The organism is Kitasatospora sp. NPDC088160, from assembly GCF_044741445.1.
Lineage (GTDB): Bacteria > Actinomycetota > Actinomycetes > Streptomycetales > Streptomycetaceae > Kitasatospora.
On the sequence record NZ_JBIUSS010000030.1, the window covers coordinates 98,265 to 115,326 of the forward strand.

Here is a 17,062-nt window from a genome sequence, read left to right on the forward strand (position 1 = left end):
ACGACGGTACCCGCTCGCCGGGGGAGGGGGCGCGGCTTGAGCCCGTGGGGCATACCGGGTATACATACTGAGTATGTCCATCCGACACGGCCTGCTCGCCCTGCTCGACCAGGGCCCGCGCTACGGCTACCAACTGCGCACCGAGTTCGAGGCGCGCACCGGCGCCACCTGGCCGCTCAACGTCGGGCAGGTCTACACGACGCTGTCCCGACTGGAGCGGGACGGCCTGGTCGAGCCCGCCGGAGAGGACGACGAGGGCCACCAGTTCTACGCCGTCACCGAAGAGGGACGCACCGAGCTGCGGGCCTGGTTCGACACCCCGGTGCCCCGGACCAACCCCCCGCGCGACGAACTGGCCATCAAGCTCGCCATGGCCGTCACCGTCCCCGGGGTGGACGTCTCCGCCGTCGTCCAGGGCCAGCGCCGCCACAGCATCAAGGCGCTCCAGGACTACACCCGGCTCAAGGGCCGCGCGCTGGCGGGGGAGTCACGGCCCGGCATCGCGCCCTCCGCGAGCAACGACCTGGCCTGGCTGCTCGTCCTCGACCAGCTGATCTTCCAGACCGAGGCCGAGATCCGCTGGCTCGACCACTGCGAGACCCGGCTCCACCAGCACGCGGAGACCGAACAGGCCCGCGCCGCCGAAGCCGCCCGCGACGGCGGCGCCACGGCCGCCCGGCCCGCCCGCCGCCGCTCGCGCACCTGACCCCGCCCGCCGTCGCTCGCGCACCTGCCCCCGCGACGGCCGCCGCTCGCGCACCTGACCGCGACGGCCCGCCCGAACCACCGGCCCGGACCCGACGCCGAGCCCACCACCAGCACAAGGGGGGAACCATGTCCCACACCGACCCGGCCCGGCAGACGCCGGTACTGCACCTGGAGAACGTCACCCGAGTCCACGGCCAAGGCGCCGCGGAGGTCCAAGCCCTGCGCGGCATCGACCTCAAGGTCCACCCCGGCGAGTTCGTCGCCGTCATGGGCCCGTCCGGCTCCGGCAAGTCGACGCTCCTCACCCTCGCCGGCGGACTGGACACCCCGACCACCGGCCAGGTCCTCGTCGAGGGCGTCGCCCTCGGCGGGCTCAACCGCAAGCGGCTCGCCCAGGTCCGCCGCCGCTCCATCGGCTACGTCTTCCAGGACTACAACCTGATACCGGCCCTCACCGCCGGCGAGAACATCTCGCTGCCGCGCGAACTCGACGGCCTCTCCGCCCGCGCCGCCCGCCGCGAGGCGCTCGCCGCCCTGGAGGAGCTCGGCATCCCCGAGCTCGCCGACCGCTTCCCCGACGACATGTCCGGCGGCCAGCAGCAGCGCGTCGCCATCGCCCGCGCCCTCATCGGCGACCGCCGCCTCGTCCTCGCCGACGAGCCCACCGGCGCCCTCGACTCCACCACCGGCGAGGCCGTCCTCGCCGTCCTGCGCGCCCGCTGCGACGCCGGCGCCGCCGCCATGATGGTCACGCACGAGGCCCGGCACGCCGCCTGGGCCGACCGCGTGGTCTTCCTGCGCGACGGCCGCATGGTCGACGAGAGCGTCAGCCAGGACGCCGCCAGCCTGCTCGTCAGCGCCGCCACCAACAGCATGAAGGTGGACGAGTGAAGCTCAGCGCCTGGCGGGTCGCCCTGCGCATCGCCCGCCGCGACGCCCTGCGCGCCAAGGGCCGCAGCGCCCTGGTGGTCGCCATGGTCGCACTGCCCGTCCTCGGCGTCACCGGCGCCGACGTGGTCTTCCGCAGCGCCGACCTCGAACCCGCCGAACACGTCGTGCGCGTCATGGGCCAGGCCGACGGCGAACTGCAGATGCTCGAACGCGGCGCCATCGTCCTCCAGGCGCCCGACCCCGACAAGGGAATGTCCACCAGGAGCGCCAAGGACGAGGCGAAGAACGGCGCCGCCCCCCAGTACACCCCCGCCCAGCGGCGCAGCCTCGACACCGAACCCGTCGAACTGGCGAAGCAGCTGCTCCCGCCCGGCACCGTCCTCGTGCCCGAGCGGCAGGGCCCCTACACCGCCGCCGGCAGCTCCCAGGGCCTGCTCAGCACCCGGACCACCGAGCTGGACCTCACCGACCCGGTCTGGAAGGGCCGGGTCGACCTGGTCAAGGGCCGCGCCCCCGCCACCGACGGCGAAGCCGCCGTCACCCGGGACTTCCTCACCCGCTCCGGCCTCAAGATCGGCGACCAGACCGCCGTCCGCGGCCTGGAGGACACCCCCTTCACCATCACCGGCGTCGTCGAGTACCCCGGTGAACTGACGGCCACCGAGATCATCGCCCGGCCCGACACCCTGATCGGCAAGATCGCCAAGCTCCCCGGCGCCGACCGCAGCCGCAACGCCGGCACCGACGCGCCCACCCGCTGGCTCGTCAAGCTCCCCGCCGGCAGCCTGGACTGGCCCAAGGTCACCGAACTGGGCGGCTACGGCTTCACCCTCGCCTCCCGCGCCGTCCTGCTCGACCCGCCGGCCCGCGCCGACGTCCCCTACTACGTCGAGGCCGACAAGCACGGCGGCCCCACCCCCGGGTACCTCGACCGCACCTCCGTCGTCATCCTCGCCACCGTCGTCGGCATGGCCCTGCTGGAGATCGTCCTCCTCGCGGGCCCCGCCTTCGCCGTCGGGGCCAGGCGCTCCCGGCGGCAGCTCGGACTGCTCGCCGCCGGCGGCGGTGAGCGCGCCAACATCCGCGCCGTCGTCCTCGGCGGCGGCATCGTCCTCGGCATCACCGGCGCCGTCGTCGGCCTCGGACTCGGCATCGGCCTGGTCGCCCTGCTGCGCACCCGGGCCGAGGAGTACGCCGGCCAGCGCTTCGGCCACTTCAACCTCCAGCCGCTCGACCTGCTCGGCGTGCTCCTGGTCGGCCTGGTCACCGGCCTGCTCGCCGCCGTCGTGCCCGCCGTCCAGGCCTCCCGCCAGGACGTCGTCGCCGCGCTCACCGGCCGCGACTCGCTCAAGCCCCCGAGCCGCAAGCTCGCCCTGCTCGGCCTGCTGATGCTCGGCGGCGGCTCCGCGCTCGCCCTGCTCGGCGCCACCAGCGGCTTCGCCAACCGCAGCCTGTCCGTCCTCGGTGGCTCGGCCGTCGCCGAACTCGGCATGGTCGCCCTGACGCCCTACCTGGTCGGCCTGTTCGGCCGGCTCGGCCGCTGGCTCTCGCTCGGCCCCCGGCTCGCCCTGCGCGACTCGGTGCGCCACCGCGGCCGCACCGCGCCCGCCGTCGCCGCCGTGATGGCCGCCGTCGCCGGCACCGTCGCGGTCAGCGTCTACCTCGCCAGCTACGACGAGGGGAACCGCCGCGAGTACACCGCCGCCGCCCCCTCCGGCGCCGTCATGCTCGGCAGCGGATGGCTGCCCGCCTCCGAGGGCAAGCTGCTGCCGCAGATGCGCGACGCGGTGGAACGCAACATCCCCGCCCTCGGATCGCGCGCCGACATCCAGCGCGTCGACTACAAGGGCGACTGCGCCGACGGCGGCAGCGGCTGCGGCTACATCCAGGTCGAACTGCCCAAGGAACTGCGCTGCCCCGCCCTCGACGACACCGAGCGCAGCACCGACGAGACGGAACGCATCCTCGGCACCGACCCGCGCTGCCAGGGCATCGGCCACCGCGGCAACCACTTCAGCAACCTCTCCGCGGGCGACGCCACCCTGCTGCGCAACCTCTACGGCGTCACCGACCCGGCCGCCGGGCAGGCCCTCGCCGCCGGCAAGGCCGTGGTCTTCGACGCGAAGTACCTCAAGGACGGCAAGGTCGCGGTCGGGTTGAACGATCCGATGGAGGAGACCGACGGGCCGTCCCCCCGGAAGCGCGGCCACACCGAGATCTCCGTCGACGCCGTCCTCGCGTCCGCGGTGGTGCCGGCCAGCGGCCAGGCCGTGATCAGCCCCGACACCGCCACCCGGCTCGGCCTCACCACCTCCCCGGCCGGCTCGGTCTGGCTGCCCGACAGCTCGCCCTCCGACGGCGCCCAGCAGAAGGCCAACGGGGCGCTGGCCAAGCTCACCGACCAGGACGTCCTCTCGATCGAGCGCGGCTACCAGTCCAGGTCCGACCTGATCGGCCTCGGCCTGTCGATCTTCGCCGGCATCGTCGCCCTCGGCGCGGCCGGCATCGCCACCGGACTCGCCGCCGCCGACTCCCAGCGCGACCTGACCACCCTCGCGGCGGTCGGCGCCGAGCCCCGGATCCGGCGCACGCTCTCCGGCTTCCAGTGCGGGGTGATCGCCGCCATGGGCACCCTCCTCGGCACCGTCTGCGGGATCGTGCCGGCGGTGGCCCTGCGCAAGGTCCAGGGCGTGGCGACCTCCGTCCCCGGGATGAGCGCCGAGACGATCGCCAACAACTCGGTCGTGGTCCTCCCGTGGCTCACCATCGCGGTCACCGTGGTGGCGCTGCCGGTGCTCGCGGCGGGCCTGGCCGCGCTGCTCACCCGCTCGCGGATCTCCCTGCTGCGCCGCTCCGGCTGAGGTTCGCGCACCCTCCCGTCACCCCCGTCCGCGCCCCCTCCACTCCGGGGGCGCGGGCGGGGGTGACGGAGGTTACAGCCCCGACGGCGCCCGGCAGCCGGACGGCCGGGGCGGGCACCCGCACGGGCGAACTAAAGTCGTCCGTATGACGAGAACTCCGGACAGCGTCGTCCGCTCCTTCATCGACCAGCACCAGGCCGGCTTCCTCGCCGACCTCTCCGAGTGGCTGGCCATTCCCTCGGTCTCCGCCGACCCGGCCCGCGCCGGCGACGTGCGGCGCTCCGCCGAGTGGCTGGCCGCCAAGCTGCGCGACTCCGGCTTCCCGGTGGCCGAGGTGTGGGAGACCGACGGCCTGCCGGCGGTGTTCGCCGAGTGGCCCTCCGGGGACTCGTCCGCGCCGACCGTCCTGGTCTACGGGCACCACGACGTGCAGCCCGCTGCCAAGGAGGACGGCTGGGACACGGAGCCGTTCACCCCGACCGTGGTCGGCGGACGGCTGTTCGCCCGCGGCGCGGCCGACGACAAGGGCCAGGTGTTCTTCCACACCCTGGGCGTGCGCGCCCACCTGGCCGCGACCGGCCGCACCGCGCCGGCCGTCAACCTCAAGCTGCTGATCGAGGGCGAGGAGGAGTCCGGCTCGCCGCACTTCGCCGACCTGGTCCGGCGCGAGGCCGGGCGGCTGGCCGCCGACGTGGTGGTCATCTCGGACACCGGCATGTGGTCCGAGACCACGCCGACCGTCTGCACCGGCATGCGGGGCCTGGCCGACGCCCAGATCGACCTGTACGGCCCGGACACCGACATCCACTCCGGCTCCTTCGGCGGCGCCGTCCCCAACCCGGCGCAGGTCGCCGCCGAGCTGGCGGCCGGCCTGCACGACGCCGACCGCCGGGTGGACATCCCGGGCTTCTACGACGGCGTGATCGAGCTGACCGACCGCGAGCGCGAGCTGTTCGCCGAACTGCCCTTCGACGAGGCGCAGTGGCTCAGGGTCGCCAAGTCGTACGGCACCCGGGGCGAGGCCGGCTACTCCACCCTGGAGCGGGTCTGGGCCCGCCCGACCGCCGAGGTCAACGGCCTCTGGGGCGGCTACACCGGCCCCGGCGGCAAGACCATCGTGCCGTCCTCGGCGCACCTCAAGCTGTCCTTCCGGCTGGTCGCCGGGCAGGAGGTGGAGAAGGTGCGCGAGGCCGTCCGGGAGTGGGTGGCCGCGCGGGTGCCCGAGGGCGTCCGCCACGAGCTGACCTTCCCGGGCGCGACCCGGCCCTGCCTGACCCCGCTGGACCACCCGGCGCTGCAGTCCACCGTCCGCGCCATGGGCCGGGCCTTCGGGCAGAAGATCCTCTTCACCCGCGAGGGCGGCTCCGGCCCGGCCGCCGACCTCCAGGACGTGCTCGGCGCGCCGGTGCTGTTCCTCGGCATCTCGGTGCCCTCGGACGGCTGGCACTCGGTCAACGAGAAGGTCGAACTGGACCTGCTGGCCAAGGGCGTGGAGACGGCCGCGTACCTGTGGGGGGACCTGGCCGAGAACTTCCGGCCCGGCGCGTGACCCCGCGCGGGCACACCATGGCAGTCAGATCACTCATCCGGATGATTCATCACGTGGGGATGGAACGAAGTGAGCACCGTGCCTGAGACCGAACGCCCACTGAACCTGGCACTGGCCCGGGCCGGGGTGGACCGGGCGGCCGAGCACCGGCTCGACGAGCCCTGGCTGGCCGCCGCCTGGAGCCACCCGGCCACCCGGGTGCTGCCGATCGCCGGCGGCGAGGCGTTCGTCGTCGACACCGCGCAGGGCACCGAACTCGTGCTGATGCCCTCCTTCGAGGCGCCGCAGACCGGGGACCGGTACTTCCTCGGCACCGACGAGGACGGCGTCTCGTACTTCGCGCTGGCCGGTGAGAGCCTGCCCGGGCGGCTGGACGGCGACGCCCGCCCGGCCGGACTGCGCGAGGTCGGCGCGCTGCTGTCGGACCGGGACGCCGGACTGCTGGTGCACGCCGTGGCGCTGGAGCACTGGCACCGGCTGCACAGCTTCTGCTCGCGCTGCGGGCACCCGACCGAGAAGGCCGGCGCCGGGCACGTGCGGCGCTGCACCTCCTGTGCGGCCGAGCACTACCCGCGCACCGACCCGGCGGTGATCATGGTGATCACCGACGAGCAGGACCGCTGCCTGCTCGGCCGCCAGGCGCTGTGGCCGGAGGGCCGCTGGTCCACCCTGGCCGGCTTCGTCGAGCCGGGGGAGTCGATCGAGCAGGCGGTGGTGCGCGAGGTGCACGAGGAGGCCGGCGTGCAGGTCGGCGAGGTGCGCTACGTCGCCAGCCAGCCCTGGCCCTTCCCGTCGAGCCTGATGCTCGGCTTCACGGGCCGGGCGCTGCCGGGCGGCACGGCGATCACCGTGGACGGCGAGGAACTGGCCGAGGCGCGCTGGTTCTCCCGCGAGGAGCTGCGGGCCGGGATGGAGGCGGGGGAGATCCTGCCGCCCTCCGGGATCTCGATCGCGCGCCACCTGGTCGAGCTCTGGTATGGCGGACCGCTGCCGTCGGCGGCGCGCTGGTAATCCCCGACGAATGGGGGGCGTGCGGGTTATCCCGCGCGCCCCCGTTTTTCTTTTCCCTTCCTTTCCGAATCCGCCACGATCGGATGTTCGTGGCCGGACGGGCCAGTTCTGCTACCACCGCCCGCCGTCCCGAAGCCGTCGTCAACCCGCGCGGACGACATTGCCGGAAACGGCTGAAACCCCGCCATCGCGCTCGCTACATTCACTCGGGTGACAATCCCCCGGGGCACCGCCCAATCCCCCAAATACCAGCGTCTCGCCGCCGACCTGCGCCGCCGGATCGCCGAGGGCGAGTTCACCGCCGACGCCGCACTCCCGGTCGAGAGCGAACTGGAACGCCAGTACGGAGTCGCCCGCAACACCGTCCGGCTCGCCGTCGACGTCCTGGTCAACGAAGGCCGCCTGGTCCGCCTCCAGGGCAAGGGCACCTACCTGCGGGAACATCCCGTCCTGGACCACCGCGCCTACGGCCCCACCCTGGCCCCCGCCCCCCGGGACTGCCTGGCCGTGCCCTCCGCCGTCTACCTCGGCGAGGCCGCCGAGGCCGGCCGCGAACTCACCACCGACTTCGAGATGATGATCGTCCGGGCCCGGGTCGACATCGCCGAACGGCTCGGACTGCGCCCCGGCGAGGCCATCGTGGTCCGCCGCCAACTGCGCCTGCTCGACCGCGAGCCGTACTCCATCGAGGAGAGCCACTACCGGGCCGGACTCGCCGCCGGCACCCCGCTGATGGAACCCGACCCGGTCGAGGGCGGCGACGAGGCCGTCCTCGACGAACTCGGCCGCACCGAGATCGGCGCCGTCGACCACCTGGTCGCCCGGATGCCCGGCCCCGAGGAGGCCCAGTGGTTCCAGGGCGGCCCCGGCGTGCCGCTGATGGTCCAGACCCGCGTCACCTACGACCGGCGCGGGCCCGTCCGGGTCATCGAGACCCGCTACTCGGCCGACCGCAGCCGGCTCGTCTACGGCATCGGCGACCTCGGCGCGCGCGCCACCCTGCCCGCGCCCGCCGCACCCGTCGACCCCGCCAGGGCCGACGCGCAGTGACGCGCGCCGGCCCGGACCCCGGGCCGGCCCGGCCGGGCCGTTCAAGCCCGCTCGGGCAGCACGGACCATGCGGGCCGCTCGGGTCGCGCGGACCGCTCAGGCCGTTCGGACCACTCAGACCCCGAGGGCCTTCTTCACCTGGAGCAGGCTCGGGTTGGTCATCACGACCCGCTCGCCGCCGGCGTTCGGCGTCACCAGCACCGTCGGCACGGTCTGGTTGCCGCCGTTGACCGACTCGACGAACGACGCCGACGCCGGGTCCTCCTCGATGTTGACCTCCGTGTAGCCGATCCCCTCCCGGTCCAGCTGGCTCTTGAGTCGGTTGCAGTACCCGCACCAGGTCGTGCTGTACATCGTCACGCTGCCGGACATCGAGGAGGCTCCTTCAGGAAGAGGGCGTACGGTCTCAGGGCAGGAACGCCCACCGCGCGACGGTCATTCCGCACGGCCACGCTCCGTCGCACCACGACGGCGCCCGAACGGCCCCGCGCGCCCCGGTGCGCAGCGATCATCCTGCGATCACACCGTGCCTGTGGACAACCCCGCCCCCGTTGTCCCAGCGGGCTGAGAGGATGGAAAGCATGCAGGAAGACCTCTTGAGCGGCAGCCCGTCCGACGGCCCCCACGGCTCCCTCTGGGCCGACCCCACCGCCGCCACGGGCCCCGACGCCGTGCTCGCCGGGCTCGACCCCGAACAGCGCGCCGTCGCCACCGCCCTGCACGGGCCCGTCTGCGTCCTCGCCGGCGCCGGCACCGGCAAGACCCGCGCCATCACCCACCGGATCGCCTACGGCGTGCGCAGCGGCGTGTACCAGCCCCAGCAGGTCCTCGCCGTCACCTTCACCGCCCGCGCCGCCGGCGAGATGCGCGGCCGGCTGCGCCAACTCGGCGCCGACGGCGTCCAGGCCCGCACCTTCCACGCCGCCGCGCTGCGCCAGCTCCAGTACTTCTGGCCGCGCGCCGTCGGCGGCCCCGTGCCCCAGCTGCTCGAACGCAAGGTCCAGCTCGTCGCCGAATCCGCCGGCCGCTGCGGCCTGCGCGTCCAGCGCACCGAACTGCGCGACCTCACCGCCGAGATCGAGTGGGCCAAGGTCACCCAGCTCGGCCCCGACGACTACCCCGCCGCCGTCCAGAAGTCCGGCCGCGACGCCCCCCGCGACCCGGCCGAGACCGCCCAGGTCTACCGCGTCTACGAGGAGACCAAGAGCCGCCGCGGCGTCATCGACTTCGAGGACGTCCTGCTGCTCACCGCCGCCATCCTGGAGGACCGCCCCGACATCGCGGACCAGGTCCGCTCCCAGTACCGGCACTTCACCGTCGACGAGTACCAGGACGTCTCCCCGCTCCAGCAGCGGCTGCTCGACCAGTGGACCGGCCCCGGCGGCGGGGCCAGCCTCTGCGTCGTCGGCGACGCCAGCCAGACCATCTACTCCTTCACCGGCGCCACCCCCGACTACCTGCTCAACTTCCGCACCCGCCACCCCGAGGCCACGGTCGTCAAGCTGGTCCGCGACTACCGCTCCACCCCGCAGGTCGTCCACCTCGCCAACGGACTGCTCAGCCAGGCCCGCGGCGAGGCCGCCCGCCACCGCCTCGAACTCGTCTCCCAGCGCGAGGCCGGCCCCGAACCCGTCTACACCGAGTACGAGGACGAACCCACCGAGGCCGAGACCACCGCCCGCCGGATCAAGGACCTGCTCGCCACCGGCGTGCGCGCCAGCGAGGTCGCCGTCCTGTTCCGCACCAACGGCCAGTCCGAGGTCTACGAGCAGGCCCTCGCCGACCTCGGCGTCCCCTACCAGCTCAAGGGCGCCGAGCGGTTCTTCGAACGCCCCGAGGTCCGCGACGCCGGCGTCCTGCTGCGCGGCGCCGCCCGGGCCGGCGCCGACCCGCTCACCGCCGACGCCCCCGACCTGGCCGGCCAGGTCCGCGCCGTCCTCGCCGCCCGCGGCTTCACCGCCGAACCGCCCGCCGGCTCCGGCGCCGTGCGCGACCGCTGGGAGTCCCTCGCCGCCCTCGTCCGGCTCGCCGAGGAGTTCGAGCGCACCCGCACCGCCGCCGGCCACAGCGCCGACCTCGCCGCCTACGTCGCCGAACTCGACGCCCGCGCCGCCGCCCAGCACGCCCCCGCCGTCGAAGGCGTCACCCTCGCCTCGCTGCACGCCGCCAAGGGCCTCGAATGGGACGCCGTCTTCCTCGTCGGCCTCACCGAGGGCACCCTGCCGATCATCTACGCCAAGACCGACGAGCAGATCGAGGAGGAGCGCCGACTCCTCTACGTCGGCGTCACCCGGGCCCGCAAGCACCTCTCCCTCTCCTGGGCGCTCAGCCGCTCCCCGGGCGGCCGGGCCAGCCGCAAGCCCAGCCGCTTCCTGGACGGGCTGCGCCCCGGTTCCAGCGCCCCCGGCGCACGCACCGGCGGGCGGGGCGGGCGCGGGGGCGTGGAGCCCGGCGAGCGCTCCGCCGGACGGCGGGTCCGCGGCCCGGTCAAGTGCCGGGTCTGCGAGAAGGTGCTCACCGAGGCGGTCGAGCGCAAGCTGCGCCGCTGCGAGAGCTGCCCGTCCACCATGGACGAGGCGCTGTACGAGCGGCTGCGCGAGTGGCGGGCCCGCCAGGCCAAGAAGCAGGGGGCGCCGGCCTACGTGGTGTTCACCGACGCCACGCTGATGGCCATCGCCGAGGACGTGCCGGCCAGCCGCCAGGAGCTGGCCGTGATCTCCGGGGTCGGCGCGATGAAGCTGGACAAGTACGGGGCGGCCGTGCTCTCGTTGTGTGCGGGGGAGGAGCCCGAGGAGGATCCGGACGGCGTCGAGGACGGCGAGCCGGTCGATCCGGCGTGAGCCGGTCCGGGCGCGGTCCAGGGGAGTCTCCCGGGGGCCGCTCGGGGGACATCCGAACCCGCCGTGAAAAATAGTTTGCGCGGCATACCGGGAGCGCAATAGCCTGCCGGAGCGGTCAAGGGGACGAGATCGCACGGGGTGACACCTGTGCCGAATCCCCTGCACCCAACAGCTTCACCGAGACAGACATCCGAACATTCGGAACCGGGGCGACCTGGCTCCGCGAGACGCCGAGAGGAGGCGATGACAGTGGGAAACATCATGATCACCAAAATGACTGGCCAGACCGTTGTTGCTGCCTCCCTGCGTGCCGCCCGTCTGCGGGCGCTCGCCGAGCTCGGTGGAACCGGTCTGGGTCTCGACACCACCGGTGTCTCCGTCGTCCCCGCTGTCAGTGGCCTTGGACACACTGATGTCTGCGCCGCGGGCGGCAGGAACGTCGAAGGCACCTCCGTCGAGGCCGGTCTGTCCGGCGACTGGGCGTCGTTCGGTACGTCGCGCTCCCTGCGTGATGAGCGACCGACCCAGGCACCGAAGGCAGTCGTAGCAGCCGCCATGCATGGCGACTATGCGCAGGTCGTCGGTGCCGGAAGCACCCAGAAGCAGAACGAGCAGCAGATTAACCAGGCCATGGCCGCCTTTGCGGGCGCCACGGCCGTCCGGATGCGGGCCTTCCGCGGGCCTGAACCCTGGAGAGAACGAACCTGAGTAAGCCTCAGGTCGGCACCTCCAGGGCCGCGGAACCCGTCACACCGGGATCCGCGGCCCTTCTGTTTTGTCCGGTACGCAAGACCACCCAGGCCCCCCGGGGCCTCCGGCCCAGACCCACCAGCCATCTGGGCCGGAACCACTGAGAAGACGAGGAAGACGCCACAGTGTCCACGGTCATCACGCCGCCCATCCCGTCCGTACCGCCGACAAGCCAGATCACCAAGGCCGACCAGGCCGACCCCCCGGAGGTTCCTTCCATGCAGATCAGCTCCATCGAGCAGGCCGAGGCGCTCGGGCTCCCCATCCCCTGCCGCGCCTTCGACCCCGAGGTCTTCTTCGCCGAGACGCCCGCCGACGTCGAGTACGCGAAGTCCCTCTGCGGCACCTGCCCGGTCAAGGACGCCTGTCTGACCGGTGCGCTGGAGCGGCGCGAGCCGTGGGGCGTCTGGGGTGGCGAGCTCTTCGTCCAGGGCGTCGTCGTGGCCCGCAAGCGGCCGCGTGGCCGTCCGCGCAAGACCGAGGTCATGGCGTGAACCCCGCCCACGGCGCCAGGGCCGTCCGCCGGGGAGAGCAGCCCCTGCTGGACAGCTCCCTCCGCCGTTCCGTCCGGATCGCCGCCGCCAAGGCCGACGCATCCCGGCCAGCCCCCTTCCCGAGCACGCACCACGAGCAGGACCACCACATGACCGCCGCCGCCATCGATCCGACCGTCCGCGCTGAGCAGACCACCGAACTTCAGATCCAGAACAGGACCCTCGAAATGCAACTCCTCCACGAATCCCTGGCCCGGGCCCATATGCAAGAGCGCCTGCACGAGGCCGAGCACCAACGCCTCGTCACCCGGGTCGCCCGGGCCCGCCGGCTCAAGCAGCGGGCCGAGCGCGCCTCGCTGCGGGCCCGCAAGGCGATCGCCGTCGCCCTGATGTAGTCGCGGCTGTCGTCGCGTGCGGGGCCTCCCCGCGTTCCACCCCCGTCGTGCCGCAGGCCGCCCCCCGTCACGGGGAGCGGCCTGCGGTCGTCGGGGGCGGCGTTCCGGTCAGCTCTTGCGGGTGCGGCTGGCGGGCCTGCCGCCTGCCGACTTGCGACCGGCGGGCTTCGCCGTCCCCGCTGGGTTGGCCGGCTTCGCCGGCTCCCGACCGGCGAACTGGGGCAGCCACGCCAGCATCTCCGCCCGGAACGGCGCCTGGGCGCCCAGCTGGCAGAGCACCCCGATGGTGCTCAGCGTCACCCGGTGGATCAGCAGGTACGCGGGCGGCAGGTTCAGCTGCTTGCCCAGGTTGTAGGCGGGCGAGCGCGGATCGGCGATCCGGGCCGCCTGCGCGCGCATCCAGGCCCGGGTGAAGTGGAAGCTGTCCACGGCGGCCGGCTCGATGATCGGCCGCAGGTAGTCCAGCACCGCGTCCGGGTCCAGCTCGATCGAGGGCTTGACGAAGCCCTCCTCGCGCAGCATCTTCAGCACGCCCGCCGCGTCGCCGTCCAGGGCCATCCGCAGCGACGCCCCGATCGGCGCGGGCAGCCCGCCCGGCAGCCGGTCCACCGTGCCGAAGTCCAGCACCCCCAGCCGCCAGCCCGACGCCGGGCCGTCGTCCTTCAGCAGCCGGAAGTTGCCCGGGTGCGGGTCCGCGTGCAGCAGGCCGGTCCGGGACGGGCCCGCGAACAGGAACCGGGCCAGCAACTGCCCGGCACGGTCGCGCTCCTCCTGGGTGCCGTCCGTGATCACCTCGGCCAGCGGGGTGCCGTCCATCCACTCGGAGACGAGCACCTGGTCGGCCTGCGCCACCACGCCGGGCACCACGATGTCCGGGTCGCCGGCGAACTCCTCGGCGTGCCGGCGCTGGGCCTGCGCCTCCAGCTCGTAGTCCAGCTCCTCCGACACCCGTTCGCGCAGCTCGGCGATCAGCGGCTTGATGTCCAGCCCCGGGATCAGCGGGCCCAACAGCCAGGCCACCCGGCTCAGTTGCGTCAGGTCGGCGAGCAGCGCGTCACCCGCGCCCGGGTACTGCACCTTGACCGCGACCCGGCGCCCGTCGTGCCAGACGGCCCGGTGCACCTGCCCGATCGAGGCGGCCGCGGCCGGCCGGTCGTCGAACTCCCGGAACAGCTCGCGCCAGCCGTCCCCGAGCCGCTGGGCGAGCGCGGTGTGCACCTTGGCGGCGGGCATCGGGGGAGCGGCGTCCTGCAGCTTGGTGAGCGCGGCCCGGTACGGCCCGGCGACCTCCTCGGGCAGCGCGGCCTCGAAGACGGACAGCACCTGCCCGAACTTCATGGCTCCGCCCTTGAGTTCACCCAGGACCTTGAACAGCTGGTCGGCGGTGGCCTGCTGGAGCTCGGCCGTCACCACCTCGGCGGAGCGGCCGCCGATGCGCTTGCCCAGACCGAGCGTGGCGCGTCCGGCTATCCCCAGCGGCAGGGCGGCGAGCCGTGCCGTGCGGGTCACTGCCTTGCGCGGAAGATCGCTCACCCGGGCCTCCATTCCCTGGCCCCCCGACACCGGACGGCCCACCATCACTAGGCCATTGTGCCCGCTCCCCACCCCGCGACCGCCGGTATTTCGCCAGGCGGGGAAGGGGCGCCCGCACGTGGGACGCGACCGCTGTCCCTTTGCGGGGGAGTTGGACGGCTTGGTCCGGTCGGCCCGGCGTGGTGGGCGGACGGCGGCTGCGCGCTGAGCGGAGCGGCCGGGGGTCGTCCGACCGGAGGGTCAGCGGGGCAGGCGGAGGGCCAGGCCGTCCAGGACCACGTCGAGGCCGTAGGCGAACTTGGCGTCGCGCGTGGCGGCCGGGTCCGGGTCCGCGGAGACGGTCGAGTAGGCGTCGGTGAGGTGGGCGAAGCCCGCGGTGGCCTCCCGGGCGGCGGGCATCAGCCGGGCGATGAACGCGGCCTCACTCTCGCCGGCCCGGGCGACGGTGGTGAGCCAGGCCGCCTCCGTGGTGCTCATGCCGACGACGTAGGAGATGACCGTGTCGATCGCCCGGACCGGCTCGGGGAAGCCGGCCGAGGTGAAGAAGGCGGTCAGCCGCTCGCCGTAGGACATCAGGTTGGGGCCGAGGTAGGCGAGGCCGGCCTGGCCGAGGACGGACGACAGCCAGGGGTGGCGCAGGGCCGTCGCCCGGAAGGCGCCGGCGGCCTCGGTGGCGGCGGCGCGCCAGTCGGGGCTGTCGGCGGGCGGGAGGGTGATCTCGCCGAAGACCTCGTCCACCGCGAGCTCCATCAGCTCGTCCTTGGTCGCCACGTGCCGGTACAGGGAGGTGGCGCCCGCGTTCAGCCGGGTGGCCAGCTTGCGCATGCTCAGGGCCTCGATGCCCTCGGCGTCCAGCATGGTGATCGCCTCGCGGACGATCGCGGCCCGGCTGAGTGCGGGCTGGTCGGGCTCGCGCTGCCGACGGGCCCACACGGACGGGATCGGGTTCGTTTCGGCGGCCATGGCGGCTCCCCTTCCCTCTGCTCCTGCTTCGCTGCGTACACCGTTCGCATTGAGCGTACAGGAGTCGGGTGTTGCGCACACCGTTCCGCAGTGCGTACAGTGTGCGCAACGAAGGAGCGACGTGCGCATCGGGGGAACGGTGTGCGCAGAATGGAGGGGTGGCTGATGACAGAGCTCAACGCGACCGAGGGCCGCAACCCGCACCGCTGGTGGATCCTGATCGTGCTGTGCCTGAGCTCGCTCGTCCTGGTGGTCGACAGCATGGCGCTCACGGTCGCCGTGCCCTCGATGACGGCGGACCTCGACGCCGGCGCCCAGGACACCCAGTGGATCCTCGACTCCTATGTCCTGGTCTTCGCCGGGCTGTTGCTCACCGCCGGCAGCCTCGGGGACCGCTTCGGCCGCCGGAAGATCATGATCATCGGACTGCTGCTCTTCGGGGCGGCCTCCCTCGCGGCCACCTTCTGCACCAACCCCGGCGAGGTGATCGCGGCACGGGTCGCCATGGGCGTCGGCGGATCGCTGATCATGCCCTCGACGCTGTCGATCCTCATCACCGTCTTCGACGAGGACGAGCGCAACAAGGCGATGGCCGCCTGGAGCTCGGTGGCGATGCTGGGGCTGGTCGGCAGCCCGGTCCTCGGCGGCGTGCTGATCGACCACTTCTCCTGGCACTCGATCTTCTTCATCAACGTTCCGGTCGTCGCCCTGGCGATCCTGGCGGGCCTGCTGCTGATGCCGGAGTCCAAGGGGCCGTGGCAGAAGCCCGACCCGCTCGGCGCGGTGCTGTCCGCGGCCGGCATGACCGCCCTGGTCTGGTGGATCATCGAGATCCCGCAGCACGGCGCCTTCGGCGGCCAGTCCCTGGTCACCCTGGCCGTCGCGGTGCTCGCGCTCGGCGGGTTCGTGGTGTGGGAGAACGTCACCTCCGCGCCCATGGTCCCGCTGGCGCTCTTCAAGCACCGCAACTTCAGCGGGGGCTCGCTGTCGCTGACCCTGGTGCAGATCGGCAATGGCGGCCTGCTGCTCGTGCTCACCCAGTACCTGCAGTTCGTGCTCGGCTACTCGCCGGTCAAGGCGGGCCTCGCGTTCGTTCCGCTGGCCATCGCCGCCCTGGTCGGCAACGGGGTCGGCGCCAAGTTCGCCGCCACGATCGGCAACCGCCTGCTCATCCTCACCGGGATGCTCGTCATGGCCGCCTCCTTCGCCCTGCTGACCACCGTCACCGCCGGCACCGGCTTCACCGTCCCGGCGGTCGCCCTCGGGCTGCTCGGCCTCGGCGCGGGCCTGGCGATGCCGGCGGCGGTGGGCGCGCTGATGGGCACCATCCCGCCGGAGCAGGCGGGCGTCGGCTCGGCGCTGAACGACACCATCCAGCAGGCCGGCACCGCGCTCGGCATCGCGATCCTGGGCTCGCTGCTGTCGAGCGGCTTCGCCGCCGAGATGCCCGCCGGGATGCCGGAGGAGGCGAAGCACTCCGTCGGCGGGGCGCTGGCGCTGGCCAACGGGGACGCCGGGCTCGTCCGGACCGTCCGGGAGGCCTTCACCTCGGCGATGTCGACGACCTTCACGATCAGCGCGATCGGGGTGCTGGCGGCGGCGGTCGTGGCCACGCTGGTGATGCGTGACCGGAAGGCCGGGACGGCGGCGGGGGAGCCGGTGGCCGGGGCGTCGGTGGAGGACGCCGGGATCGCCGCCTGACTTCGCTGGACCTGGCTGGTCCGCCTCGCCGTGAAGGCCGGCGCCCCCGGGGCACCGGCCTTCGGTGCGGTGGGGTGGGGCGGTGGTGTGGTGGTGCGCAGGAAGTCGGACGGGCCGACTTCCTGCGCGTGGTTCTTTGCCTGATCTCTGGGGCCCCCTCCCCCCCCGCCCCCACCCTCCCCGCCTCCCGCCCACCACCTCCCGCTGGCAACAGCGGATCCCCGCCTTGCATGGCCCGCGCCCTGCCCCAGGCAGGGCGCGGGCCATGGGCTCACCTGGCCATGGGCTCACCTGGCCATGGGCTCACCTGGCCATG

14 protein-coding genes are annotated in these 17,062 nt (G+C 73.5%); 11 read left to right on the top strand and 3 right to left on the bottom strand.

What is annotated here, in order from left to right; all coding sequences use genetic code 11:
* Positions 1–73: 73 nt before the first annotated feature.
* The 6 genes from ACIOGZ_RS35910 (at position 74) to ACIOGZ_RS35935 (ending at position 8,070) form a co-directional block, all read left to right on the top strand.
* Complete coding sequence (locus tag ACIOGZ_RS35910; RefSeq protein WP_063347909.1) at positions 74–706, top strand: PadR family transcriptional regulator; 633 nt, start codon at positions 74–76, stop codon at positions 704–706.
* Positions 707–834: 128 nt separating this feature from the next.
* Positions 835–1,599: an ABC transporter ATP-binding protein gene (locus ACIOGZ_RS35915; protein WP_363586731.1), complete on the top strand. Its 765-nt coding sequence runs from the start codon at positions 835–837 to the stop codon at positions 1,597–1,599.
* Entirely contained in the window at positions 1,596–4,460 is a 2,865-nt protein-coding gene (locus ACIOGZ_RS35920; RefSeq protein ID WP_400989017.1) for an FtsX-like permease family protein, read from the top strand. Before ACIOGZ_RS35915 ends, ACIOGZ_RS35920 begins: the two co-directional genes overlap by 4 nt.
* A gap of 145 nt (positions 4,461–4,605) precedes the next feature.
* The gene (locus tag ACIOGZ_RS35925; RefSeq protein ID WP_363586729.1) at positions 4,606–6,009 is read left to right on the top strand and encodes a dipeptidase; all 1,404 of its coding nucleotides are present in this window, start codon (positions 4,606–4,608) and stop codon (positions 6,007–6,009) included.
* 69 nt (positions 6,010–6,078) lie between these two features.
* Positions 6,079–7,020, top strand: coding sequence for an NAD(+) diphosphatase (nudC, locus tag ACIOGZ_RS35930; RefSeq protein WP_363586728.1), 942 nt, complete (start codon positions 6,079–6,081; stop codon positions 7,018–7,020).
* Positions 7,021–7,230: 210 nt separating this feature from the next.
* Positions 7,231–8,070 carry a GntR family transcriptional regulator gene (locus tag ACIOGZ_RS35935; protein WP_363586727.1) on the top strand — a complete coding sequence of 280 codons (840 nt, stop codon included), beginning with the start codon at positions 7,231–7,233 and terminating at the stop codon, positions 8,068–8,070.
* 114 nt (positions 8,071–8,184) lie between these two features.
* Here the strand turns inward: ACIOGZ_RS35935 and ACIOGZ_RS35940 are convergent, their stop codons facing one another.
* Positions 8,185–8,442: a mycoredoxin gene (locus ACIOGZ_RS35940; RefSeq protein WP_363586726.1), complete on the bottom strand. Its 258-nt coding sequence runs from the start codon at positions 8,440–8,442 to the stop codon at positions 8,185–8,187.
* 200 nt (positions 8,443–8,642) lie between these two features.
* Between ACIOGZ_RS35940 and ACIOGZ_RS35945 the strand changes: the two genes are divergently transcribed.
* The 4 genes from ACIOGZ_RS35945 to ACIOGZ_RS35960 all read left to right on the top strand — a co-directional run bounded on the left by ACIOGZ_RS35945 (position 8,643) and on the right by ACIOGZ_RS35960 (position 12,549).
* A complete protein-coding gene (locus ACIOGZ_RS35945) occupies positions 8,643–10,910 on the top strand; it encodes an ATP-dependent DNA helicase UvrD2 (protein WP_400809880.1) in 2,268 nt (755 codons plus the stop codon).
* Positions 10,911–11,171: 261 nt separating this feature from the next.
* Positions 11,172–11,618, top strand: coding sequence for a hypothetical protein (locus ACIOGZ_RS35950; RefSeq protein WP_400989019.1), 447 nt, complete (start codon positions 11,172–11,174; stop codon positions 11,616–11,618).
* A 167-nt stretch (positions 11,619–11,785) separates the two neighbouring features.
* Positions 11,786–12,154, top strand: a complete 369-nt coding sequence (locus tag ACIOGZ_RS35955) for a WhiB family transcriptional regulator (RefSeq protein WP_400335999.1) — start codon at positions 11,786–11,788, stop codon at positions 12,152–12,154.
* 149 nt (positions 12,155–12,303) lie between these two features.
* The gene (locus tag ACIOGZ_RS35960; protein WP_079136258.1) at positions 12,304–12,549 is read left to right on the top strand and encodes a hypothetical protein; all 246 of its coding nucleotides are present in this window, start codon (positions 12,304–12,306) and stop codon (positions 12,547–12,549) included.
* A gap of 108 nt (positions 12,550–12,657) precedes the next feature.
* On the opposite strand, the gene ACIOGZ_RS35965 is transcribed toward ACIOGZ_RS35960, so the two are convergent.
* Positions 12,658–14,082, bottom strand: a complete 1,425-nt coding sequence (locus tag ACIOGZ_RS35965; RefSeq protein ID WP_400989021.1) for an ABC1 kinase family protein — start codon at positions 14,080–14,082, stop codon at positions 12,658–12,660.
* Between the two features lie 240 nt (positions 14,083–14,322).
* Complete coding sequence (locus tag ACIOGZ_RS35970; protein ID WP_363621495.1) at positions 14,323–15,045, bottom strand: TetR/AcrR family transcriptional regulator; 723 nt, start codon at positions 15,043–15,045, stop codon at positions 14,323–14,325.
* Positions 15,046–15,210: 165 nt separating this feature from the next.
* Between ACIOGZ_RS35970 and ACIOGZ_RS35975 the strand changes: the two genes are divergently transcribed.
* Positions 15,211–16,746, top strand: a complete 1,536-nt coding sequence (locus tag ACIOGZ_RS35975; protein ID WP_400989023.1) for an MFS transporter — start codon at positions 15,211–15,213, stop codon at positions 16,744–16,746.
* Positions 16,747–17,062: the final 316 nt, after the last annotated feature.